The sequence below is a fragment of the Ktedonosporobacter rubrisoli genome, from assembly GCF_004208415.1.
Taxonomy (GTDB): Bacteria; Chloroflexota; Ktedonobacteria; order Ktedonobacterales; family Ktedonobacteraceae; genus Ktedonosporobacter; species Ktedonosporobacter rubrisoli.
This window is the reverse complement of record NZ_CP035758.1, coordinates 5,863,351-5,875,873: the sequence shown is the minus strand read 5'-3', so window position 1 is coordinate 5,875,873 and position 12,523 is coordinate 5,863,351. Positions and strand designations below refer to the sequence as shown.

The following is a 12,523-nucleotide window of genomic DNA, read 5'->3' as shown; positions in this document are numbered from 1 at the left end:
AGATATCTCTATTGCTAGAGCCAGATAGGAGTATTTAAAGCATTGCCAGGTGAATGCCTGCTAACTGGCGTGGTGTGCAACTTTTGTTGAAGACGCCTCTCTCTGCAAAAGAGGTGATGGGGCGCCGCGAGCAAACTGACGCGTCGCAATCTAGCGAATTACGCCGCGAGCAAGCAACTTGTCCATGTTCACTAAGCGAAAGCCGGGGTGGGCCTGTATTGGTCCAATAAACGGTTGTCAGGCTAAGTGTGAGAGGCTCGCTACAGTTCCGCGACAGTAGCTTGTCTGGTGCCCTGGCAACTGGAGAAAGACTGAGTAACAAATACGCAGATAGTACGTGTACTTTAAGAAGACTTGACATGCACCCGAAAAGCGCCTATCTTTGCAGTAAGATGGCAGTTGGGGTGAATGCTCTGTATCTCAGAACTATAGATTTGAGATAGGAGGTTGAGAGCAGAACCAGTGTGGCATGCCAGGTATAAGGCAGCAGGCTGCATATTCACCGTCAGGAAGGAGGAGACCTATGGCTATAGAGTCTCAAGCGCCGGGAGTGGTGCGCGTTGCCCGACAGGTCCTTTCGACTATCGTAACTAATACCGCGTTGCAGATTCCTGGAGTTTTGCGGATGGCTCAGACCAGTGATCAATGGTCGCGCCTCCTGAATAGGGAAATGCCCAGGCAGGGAGTAGCCTTGACGGTGAGGGATAATGTTGTTTCAACTGATTTATATATTGTTGTCGCCTCTGGCGTGAATATCGTCGAGGTAGGTGCAGCCGTGCAGGAAGAAGTTGCCTCTGCTCTCGAAGAGATGGTAGGGATGCAGGTGCGTGAGGTAAATGTATACATCCAGGACGTTGCATAGCACGTTGCCGGAGAAGTGTGTGTTATAGCTTTAAGAACTATTCGAGGACACTATGCCAGGGATACGCAGGCAAGCGCGAATGATCGCACTGCAAACACTCTATGAATACGATACAGCTAGCCATCAACCCGAAGAGGTCTTGCAGCGCCATGCCCAAGAGCGCCATCTGCACCCCAAAGTTGTAGAATACGCTGGCGAGCTAGTTCATGGCGTCTGCAACCATGTGGCCGAGATCGATGCGCATATTCAGAGCGCAGCACGTGAATGGCCATTGCAACAGATGGCACGCATCGATAAGAATATTCTGAGGCTTGCAATCTACGAGATTCTGTTTAATAATACGGTACCAGCCAAGGCTGCTATCAATGAGGCGGTGGAGCTTGCCAAAATCTTTGGCAGCGATACCTCTAGCCGCTTCATCAATGGTGTCCTGGGCACAATATTTTATCGGGCACAACATCAGCCCACCCCAAAAGCGGAAAGCGAGGTGAAATAATGCCAAAGGTCAATGAACGACTCAAAAAAATCATCGTCGAGCAGCTCGGCGTTGATGAGAATGAGGTCGTTCCCAGTGCATCTTTCGTTGAAGATCTCAATGCAGACTCACTTGATCTAGTCGAACTCATTATGTCTCTTGAAGAAGAGTTTAAACTGCAAATTTCGGATGAGGATGCTGAGAAGATTACGACGGTGCAAGAGGCTGAGGATTATATAGAAGAACACTCTAAATAATCAGGGTTACGTTGGGCGATCCTCGTGGTCGCCCACGCGGCACGGCATTTACACTTTGCTCGTACGCTGTTCCTGCTGCCTGCCGCCTCTTCTCCCACGGGGCAGCGCTCGATGTTTACAGACAAAATTTTATCAGTGTTTTTACTTGTCACAATCTCCCCTCTTCGTGCATCTCCATTAGTAGAGCGGTATAATCATAGAAAGAGATCCGCTACAAATACGTAAAGGGTTGTGTGTGTGGATACAATGCCAGCGGCCCAGACGGTAGAGGCGCTAATTAAGGAATATGGTAAACTGGTTTTCCATACAATTTATGGCCTTACCGGCGATTGGGAGGAAAGTCAGGATCTAACGCAGGACACCTTTCATCAGGCTTTGCGCTCTATTGATGCTGCGCGCTGCAGCAGTGGCGAGCAGTTTCGCCCCAAAGCCTGGCTCTTGCGCATAGCTCTCAATACTGTCAGGATGCAGCAACGGCGCCGAAAGCTCTTCCGCTTTGTGCCGTTCTCCCTTATGCGCGAGAACAGGTCGGCAGAACAAGCTGAGGCCAGCCATGAGAAGCTAAACGAACAGGCTATTCCAGTACAACCGGTTGGCTATGGCGCAACAAAAAGTGTTGATCCGGCCGAGCTCATCGCTGAGCAGGATGCCGTTCAGCGTACAATGGCCCGGCTTCCTGAGGCCTTGCGCGTCTGTCTGCTCCTTTCGATAGTCGCTGGGCTTACTACGGCTGAAATCGCTGAGATGCTAGAGCTGAAGGAGGCTGCTGTTCGCCAGCGCCTGGTGCGGGCTCGCAAACAATTTCAACAGGCCTACGCTTACGAAAGCGGCGAAGAGCTTTTTGATAATTCTCAGACCGCCTATGCTACACACCCAGCTCAACAGGATTGTGCCAGTGAGCAGGTATTACATGAGAAGTCTCGACATGTGAGGCTTGCGGCCCGACCTGCAACGACGGGGAGAAGCTATGCATAATGATTCGCTTGAGACCTTGCTATTACGCCACTATGGGGGCAGCGCCGCAACTCCACCGGAGTTGGAACAGCGGCTGGTTGCTTCCGTGCGCCGTGAAGCTGCCGAAGTGCGCAAGCAACAGCGTATTGCTACACGTCTACGCACATATCCAGTCAGCCGCAGACGTGTAATGCGCCTTGTCGCTATGGGTTCGGTTGGCGTAGGCATACTGAGTGCGGGAATGGAGGGCTTGCGTACGCTTGAAGATGCTCTCGTGGGTCAGGATATTACGCAACGGCCTGCACTCTCTTGAGGTTTTGCATGGGCCTGGTCCATGCTATCCATGGCTGCTTTGTTTGTGTCGTAGTGAGGTAGATTCTATCAGGCAATAATTGATGTGTTATACGGAAGGCAAGAAAGGACACTTGATATGATACCCGGATTTCATGGACTTGACCTCGTTGTCATTCTTGTTATCGCTCTCTTGATCTTTGGCCCGCGCAAGCTGCCAGAAATGGGCTCGGCTATTGGCAAGAGTATCAAAGAGTTCCGCAAGGGTATGAACGAGCTGACAGCTCCTAAAGAGGAGAAGGAAGAGGAAGAGGGAGATCCTAAGGCTGCCCGTGCCGCAAAGTTGGCGGCCATTGAGCGCGAAATTGAGGCCAGAAAGGCCGCTGCTAACGCTGCCGAGGCTGCCCAACCCGAGGTAAAGGCCGAAGCCAGCGCGGAGAAAAAGTTAGACTAATGACTATGCCTAATGCTTGCCCAGGGGGAAAAAATGGCTACTGGTGATATAGACCAGCAGGACTCGTTGCTTGCATTAGAACTAGAGCGTTATAAGCTGCTTTTGGAAGAGGAAGAAGACGAGGAAAATGATCCCTCCAGTATGTCGCTGGTGGATCACCTTGAAGAATTGCGCTGGCGCGTTTTTAAGACGCTCATTGCGATTGTGATCGGTGCAATTATTGCCTTCATCTTCCGTGATCAAATTATGCATTTCCTGGAGTTGCCTTTGCCCAAAGAGGCAGATGCGCTTGGCAGAGGGAAGCTTGTGGTAACCGGGGTAGCTGAAGGCTTTACTGTCTTCCTCTTGCTCTCTGTGGCTGTGGGCATTGTGCTGGCCCTACCCGTGCTCCTTTACCAGGTCTGGGCCTTTGTCGCCCCGGGATTGTATGAGCATGAGAAGAAGCACGCGATACCGTTTATTTTTATCGGTATTGTGCTCTTCTTGATTGGGATCTCGCTTGGATATGTCGTCTTGCATTATCCACTAGAATTCTTGATCTCTTTTGCTTCAAGCAGCTTTACGGAGCTGGTAACTGCTAACAGTTACTTTACGTTTGTGGCCTTCTTCATTCTGGCCTTTGGCCTGATCTTTGAATTGCCACTCGTGCTTACGTTTATGGCGCAGGTCGGCTTGATCTCAGCCGATACGCTGGTCAAAAAACGAGCTGCCGCCCATATTGGCATGTGGATTGCTGCCACATTTATTACGCCGGGCGCAGATATCTATAGTCCGATTATTATCGGTGCAGCAATGTCGTTCCTGTATGAATTAACGATTATCTTTATTCGTTTCACAAAGAGAAAAGAAGCCCAGGCCGCTTGAGTCTGAGCCAATATTGAGCAGGAGGGTATAGGCCTTCCTGCTATTTTATTGCTTGTCGGCGGGTATTGCCTCTGGTATCCTTGATGCGAGCTCATCTTCCGCCAATTTCTGGTCTTCTCGCTTGCTCCAGTTTATTTTGTACCAGCCCCACAGGCCAGCAATGGCCAGCAGATAGAATGCCGCCCCTATGATAAACACTGGCGCGAAGCCCAGACTGGCGATAATAAAGCCAGCTAACGGCGCTACAATGGCTCTTGAGACCTGGCCGGCGACCTGGTAACTGCTGTTGGCCAGGCCCCTGTGCTTTTTTTCGGCAACTTCCATTGAGAAGACCTGGAAGATGCCTTGCGACATATCCATGGCTCCCATTCTGAAGAGGTAGAGGGTGGCGGCCAGAGGCAGATCGTGGGAGAGCCCGATGATGAGCAAGAGCGGGATGCTGATCAGGCGCGTCACGGTAATGGTGTTGACTTTGCCGATGCGCGTGGCAAGCCAGGGTGCCAACAGGGTCAGGCATGCGTTGAGGGTATTGGCGCCGCCATCAATTGCTCCAAAGAGGGCCGGAGAGGCTCCCAACTGGCGCACAAAATAGACGTTGAAGTAGGGGATGAGCATACCGGCTCCCAGCCCTATAAGGGCCTGGATGACGATCATAACGAAGATAGGGCCACTTATAATCTGGCGCCAGCGATTTACATTGTTAAGCAAGCCCTGTTTGTCGAGGCGGGGAAGGCTGGCCAGCTGGATTGGCTCTGGGCGGGCTCTACGTGCCTCTTTGAGCATAAAGAGTGGCACAAAACTTGGAGTGGCGATGATGCCTGCAGCAAGTAAAGCTAGCTGGTAAGAGCGAGGTTCAGGCGCGCTGACCAGGGTCCAGGCGAGCCAGTGGGGCAGGGGCTCCATAAGCCAGGGAGTTGAGCGCAGCCAGAGCGGCAGGCTGCCGCCAATGAACTCGCCCAGCACCGAGGTGGCGAGCGAGACAACAATGTTCAAGCTGAAAAGATGCGGGCGCTCGGCCGGAGTGCTGTTTTCGGTAAGAAATGGGGCATTGACCACAAGCACAAACGCGGCCCCGATGCCGGCCACAAAGCCACTGACAAGCAGAGGTATCGGCGTGCGAAAAAGTATCTGCCCCGCTCCGGCAATTCCAATAAGGACGCTTGACCAGATGAGGATTGGCTTGCCGCCAAAGCGATCGACGCAGATCCCGGCCGGGAAAATGGCCAGGCCGGCTCCAATGGTGCTGACAAACAGGACGAGGCCGATGAAATCAGTACGATAGCCTAGCTCTACCAGGTAAAGATTATACAGGACCAGGAGAGCTCCCATGGTAATACCGCTCAGGGCATTGCTTACCAAATATAAGCGGGCGTTACGTTGAAAACGCCCGAACATCTTGATATATTCAATGAGGTGTGACATCTCAGGGTTGTTGGGTGCTGGCCGGCTGCACCGTACCAGGCTCTGTGGGCGCTTTTGCTGCTATTTCTGCAGCCCGTATCTCTTCAAGGCGTTGATCAGGACCCGCGATTTCTCTTTGTTTGCCGCTGGCGCTACGTTTGGTTAAGCCGGGGAGAAAGAAGGCCTTGACAATCGTTTGGGCCTGAACCGTACGCGCTCGAAACTCGATAACGGCATCTGCAACGCGATCAGCAGCCTGATCTACTTTTTTATCGGCGGCATTAACGCGCGCTGGGATAGTTGCAACCGTGCGTATGGCCGTGTTCTCGTAGGCTGCTGGCTCTACCCCCTGGCTGACTGCTTCGGTGGATTCATTAATGCTCTCGATCATCGGGCGCAGCTTCTTGAGCAGCTCGATCTTTTCGCGTATCCAGCCCATGGCAAAGGCCATGACAAGATTAAAGACAAGGGCGAGCATGACGAAGATGAGGATGTAGAAGCAGATGATGATACCTGCTAGCTGCCCTCCTGTGGCAAGTATCGGATTTGCTGCAAGAACTAGAAACATTTTAGCTCTCTCCTCCTGTCCCGTTGGCCTTGGCTGCTTCCTGGATTGCCTCTAGCTGTTCCTGACGGCGCTGCTCTGCGCGGTTTCTGGCCTGGCCCTTGCCAAGGAAGACGCGTAGTACCTGCCGGCTGGCCACGACTGCGGCAGCCGCTTTTACTGTCGGAGCTACGGCCAGATCGCCCGCCATCTGGGTTGTCGTGCCCAGAGTAGAGACTGTGTGGCCTGCAGTTTTGGCCGTGTCTTTGACAATATTCAGCGTCTCCTGTACCGAAGCTAGCAGTGGTTTCATCTCATTGCGCACGCTAATAATCGTTCTAATGAGTAAGATGATTGAATACACTTGCAGAAGCGTTGCCACGATCATGAAGGCAGCAAGCAACATCAAGAAGACGTAGAGAACATCCAAAAACAAGCCACTAATGCCTGCTGCGATGATACCGACAATGAGCAAGAGCAGGACTATACCCCTAGAATCGCGTAGCGCATGGTCCCCTTTGCCAGGGCAAAAGGAATTGCCAGAAGCCCGGCAATGATCAGGATAATGCCTATCACAAGCGCGGCGGTATGCAGTATACCGATAATCAGCCAGAAAAAGCTGATGAGGATCAGGGCGATTCCAATAATGAGCGGAATGATAATTCCTGCGATCCCTGTTCGCGATGTCTGTTCTTCTACGCTTTGCTGTTCAGCGCCCGGCATAATGTGCCTCCTAAGTGCAAATTTTAAGTGTGTACTTCCCCCAACATGGGACACGATAGCAGGCCTGCAAACAAGTCTTCTCAATGCCGTCCGCTTCAGGATGCTGCCTCTGGCACGCACTTCTGAAGTGGCCTTATTTCATTATAGCCCACAAGTGGACATACTTGCAGAAGCTAACTGTTGCCTGCTTACGTATCTCACTTTGTACACGTTCAGTTCGTCATAAACGAGTCTCTATTCTTTAATATACGGAAATCTCCAATAGCTAGTGAATACTTGCCTGCTCTAATTATTCTATACGCCTGACCTACCATCCAGGATGAATGGTTTGTTTGCAAGCTTTCCTCATGCCGATTTATTGTGCTGTTTGGTGCGCTCCCTGCTGGGCATAGCCTATATCCGATGGCTTGCTCGCTAATCCGGCGGAATGTGGATGATCAGGAGCCTGGCATTGCAGCTGTTTTCTGTGAGTTAAGCGGGCAAGATAGGTGAGCGGCGTGAATGAAAGATGAATTTGGCAGAAAAAACAAAATGTAGCTGTACGCCTATCTGTACAGCCACATTCTGCAACCTTATCAAGAAAGAAAACTTTGTCTACATGTAGAACTTATCTCGGGTTTATGCTCTGCGATAGCGGTGGCGGACCAGGCCATAGGTCAGGAGGTGCCACAGGGCGACAAGAACTATCGCCCCTACAAGTGCCCTGACGATCGGTACACCAAAGACGAAGATATCTCCCACACCAGTGATGACGATGAGATGTGTCATCAACCATATACCGATGAGGGCAGCAATGATAGCCCCAATAATGCCAAGGGGAAGGCGCCAGCCAACAATATATTCGGCGATCAATCCTACTATAGCGGCAATAAAAAGGTAAAGAAGAAAGCTAAGATTAAAGGACCACGCGTTACCGCCGATTTGTATGGTGACTCCATCCGCCAGTACTAACATATGCGCTAGCATATCGTCCTCCTTTGCGAAACTCCCGCTCTGCGTTGGGAATTTCAATGCATCTATTTTTGATATATGAAATAGCCATGCAAAAAAATCTTCGACTGCTTATCAATAACGGTATGGGTCTTTCCAACGCTCCTTTTCTTGAAGAAGCATTGAGATTGGTATTTACGGAACTTTCTACTCAAGTACACGATTCAAGCCCTGCATGAGTTTCAAGTTTGACTCAGGACGAACAGAGAGCAAGCGAACAGTTGTGATATAATACAGCAAAAAAAGATAAATAAATTGAGGTTGTATTCATTGACTTTTACCATTAGTGCTTTCGTGACTTTTTTTACGATTATAGATCCTGTCGGGCTTGCACCAATCGTACTTGGCCTAACATCTCAGCTTGATAATGCCCAAAGAAATTCTATTATCACTCGCGCCGTCCTGATTAGCGCGGTCATTATTGCTTTTTTTGCCTTTGTTGGGCGCTTTTTACTTGATCGATTAGGAATTCAGCTGTATGCTTTCAATATTGCTGGTGGTGCTCTGCTATTTCTTGTAGCCGTTGATATGCTCTTTGGGCGCCAATCGGGGGCACGCGAGACGAAGGCGGAGCAGGAAGAGGCGCTGACTCGTGAGGATATCAGCGTGTTTCCACTGGCTATTCCTATGATTGCAGGGCCAGGCACCATTGCTACAACGATTCTGTATGTTGGACTGGCGACGCCGAATCCGCTGAATCTGCTTTCTGTCGCCGCTGCCATTGCGAGTTCATTGCTTGCCGCCTGGATTGTGATGCGCAGTAGCTCCTGGATTATCAACCATGTGGGACGAACCGGTATCCTGGTCCTTTCGCGCCTCCTGGGTATTCTGTTGGCTGCCCTGGCTGTGCAATTTATCTTCAATGGGATCTCTGCATTCACACATATGGAAGGGCTGCTTAAATAAACGCAAGAGCCGAGAGGGCAGAAAAGAAAGAGGATTTGCTGCACCGGAAGGGGTCGCAGGGCCAGAGCCCTGGCGGGGTCTGGGGCGCGGGCCCCAGCCTCCTTTCTATTCATCGGAGCGTAGCGGTCAGCAATTGCAACTGAAGTAAGTGCAAAGGCCGAGAGGGCAGAAAAGAAAGAGGATTTGCTACACCGGAAGGGGTAGAAACGTAGTAAAATAAAGATATTATCCCAAGATCCAGGTTTTTTTCGAGGAGGCCGTGTATAAGATCCAGCGCGCAAGCGACGCGGCGACGCGCCGATTACAAACAAGACTGAGCTATCAAGCTGCTGTAGAGCAGCATCGCCGACAGCGAGGGTTGGGCCGCATTTCCTGGGGTACCTGGACTATTACGCTTATTACAGTGCTGCTATGGTGTTTTACGGCCTATCAGGTGGCTCTGAGCGCGGGAGCGCATGGCTGGCAAGCTATCATTAGCGATATCGTCAAGAACGCCATTGATATTCAAGATAAAGACAATGTGGCACTCTCCAGCGTATTGATTGCTTATGGGGCGAAAGATAATGGTTTAATGATACATGGCCAGTACTGGCGTTTTATCACGCCTATTTTCCTCCATGTCAATGCATTGCATCTTGGGCTCAATATGCTCAACCTTATTGCGCTTGGCATTTTTGTGGAGAGGGTGGTTGGCCATGTACGTTTCTTGCTGATCTATCTAGTGACTGGCGTTGTGAGTATCGTTGCCAGCTTTTATTTCGCTCCCCAGGATATTAGCGTGGGGCATCCGGGGCTATATTTGGCCTGGTTGGGGCTTATAGTATTTTTGTTCTTTCCCACCGCAGGGCCTTTCGTGGCGAGGGAGTTTTTGCCCTGCTCTGGTTGGTTGTTGTGGTTGGTATTAACCTAAGCATTGGCCTGTTTGTGAAGAATGTGGATAATTACGCGCACATCGGAGGCTTGCTTAGCGGATGCCTGCTTGGCTGGTGGTTTATGCCATCCTATAGACCTTCGCCTACACGTGTTTTAACTGATGTGCACGGCCTCACATATCGTTGGCCCCTGGCGCTATTGACAATCTTAGGTACACTTATTCTGGTAATGATTGCTTTATACCTTACTGGAGGATAACTTGTGGAAGCACAAACCGACATACAAACCTATCTGGAGCAGGGCAAAATGGCGCTGGCTCAAGGGCAGGGCCGCGAGGCTGCCATTGCTTATGCTCATGGGGCCCAGCTAGAAGCTGATAATCCTATGGTTCATCTGGGACTGGCAGAGGCTAATCTTGCCCTTGGCAATTATGGCGTGGTACAGATGGCCTGTCGTCGCGTTCAGGAACTCCAGCCGCAGGGCGGGATCGAGGCTACTATGGCCCAGGCTTTGCGCGATTTACTTGATCGTCGCTATGACCGCGCTCTACAGCAGGTTGATTCGGCTATTAGCCAGGACCCTGGTGTGGCTTACGCGCATGCCTTGCGTTCTTTCTTGCTGCGCACGCTGGGGCAGGACTATGATGCTAATCTTGCCCGTGCAAGGGCTGCTCGCCTCTCGTATGGTGGGCGCTTTGAGAAGTGCTTCCCATCTGTTGAACCCAGCAAGAGCTATACCTCTGGCTACAATGGAAACACGTCAGGTTCTCATCCCAGCGTGGAGCGAGAGAGCGTGAGTATGCCACGGCCGGAGCGGGAGCAGATACCTGCCTGGTCACAGCCAAACAGGATGCAGCGCCAGATGATCCGGACGCGCTTTGTCTTGAGCCAGTTTCCTGCCCTTGTTACCTATGCGCTGATCATAATCAATGCGCTTGTCTTCCTGGCCGGCGCAGTCTTTCCGGGAATATATGGCTTTGGGGTTCAGGTCAATGCCCTGGTCCTGCAGGGCAGTATTGGCGCATCCTCACCGCTATGTTCCTGCATGATGGTATTCTGCATATAGGTCTCAATATGCTCTCGCTCTACTTTATTGGTCCGGCCGTAGAAATCACCTATGGAAAAGTGCGCTACCTGGCCATCTACCTGATCTCAGGCATTATGGGTGGTGTACTCTCGCTGCTCATATCCTTGTTTGGTGATCCGGCGCAGGCCGTTGTGCCTATACTTGGCGCTTCGGGCGCTATCTTCGGCATTTTCGGTGCGTTAGGCGCTTTCTACCTGCTCAATCGGAAGGAGCTAGGCATTAATGGGAGAGGAGCTATCGGCAACTGGCTCTTCTGGCTGGGGATAAACCTGCTGATTGGCTTTATGCCTGGCAGCAATATCGCAGTCTGGGCCCATGTTGGAGGCCTGGTCGCCGGCGTAATTCTAGCGATTGTGCTGTTGCCGCGTCAGCGCTTTTTCAGACGCTAAACTAAAGAAGGCTATAGGGGCGAGGGGCCAGTCAGGCCGCTTCGCCCTTTGCTTGTTGGCAGTGACAGTACACTGAAAAGTAGGAAGTCGAGCTTGCAATCTCGCTGTGACCCGGCTGAGTCACAAGTTCCTATCAATGCTCCGAGCTTATCGCTACGAAGTGTAGGTAGGCAGATCCTATCCATGCCCTTTACCCCCCTGCTCGGCTTCCTTCCTTATGCGAGCTTGCGACTAACAGAATAAGTTGGCATCCTCAGCCAAGAATTGCTTTTTTAAGGATAGGTTCCGCTCATGTTGCCAGTGGCACTTTGTACATGGCGAGCAGGCGGCGATGTTCGTATCTGCGTAATGATCGCTTTTGCCTGGTCCGAAAATCCAAGCTGTTGGCACCACCGCTCGAAAGCGGCGTCACCCAGCATATCGCTTTCCCTTTAGGAATACCTCAACATTCTTCATGAGGATCACTCCTGCGAATGACTTTCTTGCTCCGTGAGCAGAGCATCAGCAAGGTCAAAGAAGTCGTACACAGAGGGAATGGCTCCAGACTGCACATGCCCGCCTATTGCCTCAATCTCAGGTGTCAGGTGCTCCATCTCCTGTGCCGTTTCACGAAGCATAGCGATCTGTTCACGAGGAGCAACAGGAGGGAGTACGTTGGTACGCCACGCTTCCTGACCTTTTCGTGTCGTACTCAGGCCAGCAAGCCGCTTCACTTCGTCTACAAGCCCCCTGAGCATTTCAATAGTACTCAAAGCTTGCCAGGATTGATGGCGAAGAACACTCTTGACAGCGATATTACTCATGACCCAGAAGTAGCTGCTCAGGTGTGTAGCTCGTTCCGCCCGCTCTGACAGCGGCAATGATGGAGGAGTTCCCGGTGGATCAAGCTGTTCTTGTCGGCTATCCTGTGGGATGCCACCACGATCAAAGAGGAGTTGTGCATGACGGGGAAGGCTCGCATCCGCTTGTCGTTGCCAATACCAGTCTACCTGATGGACTCCTGCTTGACCGGGATACAACGCCATCAGGTATGCGCCCCTTGCAGGTGCATTTCCAGGTGCCTCCAGCAATAGCACTGGCTGGCCTAACTGGGTGACGTAACGCTGTCGCTCTTGACAGAACATTTCAATGTGCTCATCTTTGACCACAACCCACAAATCCGTATCACTGAGTGCATCGGAAGTATGGCGACCTCGTGAACCAAAGAGCCATGCTGCAACCACAAGCTGATCCGCTTGAAGCACTTCTATGGCTCGTTGGAGGAGAGCCTCCTGTTCCCCCTGACGGATCTGCAAACGCTTGTCTGTGGACATGCTATTCTCCTAGATACAAAGATGTGTCCGTTCAAACATATCACGAAAAAGCACTCTCAGCCAACTTATGCCGTTTTTGAGTAATTTCGGCCAAGAATTGCTTTTCTTGGAGCATTTTCAACGGAGTTTTCTGAGTGTGAA

Annotated in this window: 17 protein-coding genes and 1 pseudogene; 11 read left to right on the top strand and 7 right to left on the bottom strand. The window is 51.4% G+C overall.

What is annotated here, in order from left to right; all coding sequences use genetic code 11:
* Positions 1–523 precede the first annotated feature (523 nt).
* The 7 genes from EPA93_RS25600 to tatC all read left to right on the top strand — a co-directional run bounded on the left by EPA93_RS25600 (position 524) and on the right by tatC (position 4,157).
* Positions 524–862, top strand: coding sequence for an Asp23/Gls24 family envelope stress response protein (locus EPA93_RS25600; protein ID WP_165423389.1), 339 nt, complete (start codon positions 524–526; stop codon positions 860–862).
* A 52-nt stretch (positions 863–914) separates the two neighbouring features.
* On the top strand, positions 915–1,358 hold the full coding sequence (gene nusB, locus EPA93_RS25595) for a transcription antitermination factor NusB (RefSeq protein WP_129890222.1): 444 nt from the start codon (positions 915–917) through the stop codon (positions 1,356–1,358).
* Complete coding sequence (gene acpP, locus EPA93_RS25590; RefSeq protein WP_129890221.1) at positions 1,358–1,594, top strand: acyl carrier protein; 237 nt, start codon at positions 1,358–1,360, stop codon at positions 1,592–1,594. Before nusB ends, acpP begins: the two co-directional genes overlap by 1 nt.
* Before the next feature lie 246 nt (positions 1,595–1,840).
* Positions 1,841–2,569, top strand: a complete 729-nt coding sequence (locus EPA93_RS25585; RefSeq protein WP_242527519.1) for an RNA polymerase sigma factor — start codon at positions 1,841–1,843, stop codon at positions 2,567–2,569.
* A complete protein-coding gene (locus EPA93_RS25580; protein WP_129890219.1) occupies positions 2,562–2,861 on the top strand; it encodes a hypothetical protein in 300 nt (99 codons plus the stop codon). The genes EPA93_RS25585 and EPA93_RS25580 overlap by 8 nt, the downstream gene beginning before the upstream one ends.
* 117 nt (positions 2,862–2,978) lie before the next feature.
* Positions 2,979–3,293 (top strand): twin-arginine translocase TatA/TatE family subunit, encoded by a 315-nt coding sequence (gene tatA, locus EPA93_RS51065; RefSeq protein ID WP_129890218.1) that lies wholly within the window; start codon positions 2,979–2,981, stop codon positions 3,291–3,293.
* A gap of 33 nt (positions 3,294–3,326) precedes the next feature.
* Positions 3,327–4,157: a twin-arginine translocase subunit TatC gene (gene tatC / locus EPA93_RS25570; RefSeq protein ID WP_129890217.1), complete on the top strand. Its 831-nt coding sequence runs from the start codon at positions 3,327–3,329 to the stop codon at positions 4,155–4,157.
* A gap of 45 nt (positions 4,158–4,202) precedes the next feature.
* On the opposite strand, the gene EPA93_RS25565 is transcribed toward tatC, so the two are convergent.
* The 5 genes from EPA93_RS25565 to EPA93_RS25545 all read right to left on the bottom strand — a co-directional run bounded on the left by EPA93_RS25565 (position 4,203) and on the right by EPA93_RS25545 (position 7,791).
* A complete protein-coding gene (locus tag EPA93_RS25565) occupies positions 4,203–5,579 on the bottom strand; it encodes an MFS transporter (protein ID WP_129890216.1) in 1,377 nt (458 codons plus the stop codon).
* Between the two features lies 1 nt (position 5,580).
* Positions 5,581–6,126: a hypothetical protein gene (locus tag EPA93_RS25560; RefSeq protein ID WP_129890215.1), complete on the bottom strand. Its 546-nt coding sequence runs from the start codon at positions 6,124–6,126 to the stop codon at positions 5,581–5,583.
* Between the two features lies 1 nt (position 6,127).
* Entirely contained in the window at positions 6,128–6,577 is a 450-nt protein-coding gene (locus tag EPA93_RS25555) for a hypothetical protein (protein WP_129890214.1), read from the bottom strand.
* 8 nt (positions 6,578–6,585) lie between these two features.
* The gene (locus EPA93_RS25550; protein ID WP_129890213.1) at positions 6,586–6,825 is read right to left on the bottom strand and encodes a hypothetical protein; all 240 of its coding nucleotides are present in this window, start codon (positions 6,823–6,825) and stop codon (positions 6,586–6,588) included.
* A gap of 618 nt (positions 6,826–7,443) precedes the next feature.
* Positions 7,444–7,791, bottom strand: a complete 348-nt coding sequence (locus tag EPA93_RS25545) for a GlsB/YeaQ/YmgE family stress response membrane protein (RefSeq protein ID WP_129890212.1) — start codon at positions 7,789–7,791, stop codon at positions 7,444–7,446.
* Between the two features lie 294 nt (positions 7,792–8,085).
* Here EPA93_RS25545 and EPA93_RS25540 point away from each other — a divergent pair, with 294 nt between their 5' ends.
* From EPA93_RS25540 to EPA93_RS25520, 4 genes and pseudogenes are all read left to right on the top strand, one after another.
* The gene (locus EPA93_RS25540; protein WP_165423388.1) at positions 8,086–8,721 is read left to right on the top strand and encodes a MarC family protein; all 636 of its coding nucleotides are present in this window, start codon (positions 8,086–8,088) and stop codon (positions 8,719–8,721) included.
* Positions 8,722–9,292: 571 nt separating this feature from the next.
* Positions 9,293–9,852: pseudogene (locus EPA93_RS51060) on the top strand (rhomboid family intramembrane serine protease).
* Between the two features lie 3 nt (positions 9,853–9,855).
* On the top strand, positions 9,856–10,659 hold the full coding sequence (locus EPA93_RS25525; RefSeq protein ID WP_129890209.1) for a tetratricopeptide repeat protein: 804 nt from the start codon (positions 9,856–9,858) through the stop codon (positions 10,657–10,659).
* Entirely contained in the window at positions 10,629–11,069 is a 441-nt protein-coding gene (locus EPA93_RS25520) for a rhomboid family intramembrane serine protease (RefSeq protein ID WP_129890208.1), read from the top strand. Before EPA93_RS25525 ends, EPA93_RS25520 begins: the two co-directional genes overlap by 31 nt.
* 272 nt (positions 11,070–11,341) lie before the next feature.
* Here EPA93_RS25520 and EPA93_RS48575 read toward each other — a convergent pair whose 3' ends face one another.
* Positions 11,342–11,488 carry a hypothetical protein gene (locus EPA93_RS48575; RefSeq protein ID WP_165423387.1) on the bottom strand — a complete coding sequence of 49 codons (147 nt, stop codon included), beginning with the start codon at positions 11,486–11,488 and terminating at the stop codon, positions 11,342–11,344.
* A 42-nt stretch (positions 11,489–11,530) separates the two neighbouring features.
* Complete coding sequence (locus tag EPA93_RS25515) at positions 11,531–12,382, bottom strand: nucleotidyltransferase domain-containing protein (RefSeq protein ID WP_129890207.1); 852 nt, start codon at positions 12,380–12,382, stop codon at positions 11,531–11,533.
* Positions 12,383–12,523: the final 141 nt, after the last annotated feature.

Bases quoted from the DNA above. Each gene is read 5' to 3' on its own strand.
- acpP (WP_129890221.1), top strand. From the start codon at position 1,358: ATGCCAAAGGTCAATGAACGACTCAAAAAAATCATCGTCGAGCAGCTC.
- EPA93_RS25550 (WP_129890213.1), bottom strand. From the start codon at position 6,825: ATGCCGGGCGCTGAACAGCAAAGCGTAGAAGAACAGACATCGCGAACA.
- EPA93_RS25560 (WP_129890215.1), bottom strand. From the start codon at position 6,126: ATGTTTCTAGTTCTTGCAGCAAATCCGATACTTGCCACAGGAGGGCAG.
- tatC (WP_129890217.1), top strand. From the start codon at position 3,327: ATGGCTACTGGTGATATAGACCAGCAGGACTCGTTGCTTGCATTAGAA.
- tatA (WP_129890218.1), top strand. From the start codon at position 2,979: ATGATACCCGGATTTCATGGACTTGACCTCGTTGTCATTCTTGTTATC.
- EPA93_RS25565 (WP_129890216.1), bottom strand. From the start codon at position 5,579: ATGTCACACCTCATTGAATATATCAAGATGTTCGGGCGTTTTCAACGT.
- EPA93_RS25600 (WP_165423389.1), top strand. From the start codon at position 524: ATGGCTATAGAGTCTCAAGCGCCGGGAGTGGTGCGCGTTGCCCGACAG.
- EPA93_RS25520 (WP_129890208.1), top strand. From the start codon at position 10,629: ATGTTCCTGCATGATGGTATTCTGCATATAGGTCTCAATATGCTCTCG.
- EPA93_RS25515 (WP_129890207.1), bottom strand. From the start codon at position 12,382: ATGTCCACAGACAAGCGTTTGCAGATCCGTCAGGGGGAACAGGAGGCT.
- EPA93_RS25585 (WP_242527519.1), top strand. From the start codon at position 1,841: ATGCCAGCGGCCCAGACGGTAGAGGCGCTAATTAAGGAATATGGTAAA.
- EPA93_RS25580 (WP_129890219.1), top strand. From the start codon at position 2,562: ATGCATAATGATTCGCTTGAGACCTTGCTATTACGCCACTATGGGGGC.
- EPA93_RS48575 (WP_165423387.1), bottom strand. From the start codon at position 11,488: ATGCTGGGTGACGCCGCTTTCGAGCGGTGGTGCCAACAGCTTGGATTT.
- nusB (WP_129890222.1), top strand. From the start codon at position 915: ATGCCAGGGATACGCAGGCAAGCGCGAATGATCGCACTGCAAACACTC.
- EPA93_RS25545 (WP_129890212.1), bottom strand. From the start codon at position 7,791: ATGCTAGCGCATATGTTAGTACTGGCGGATGGAGTCACCATACAAATC.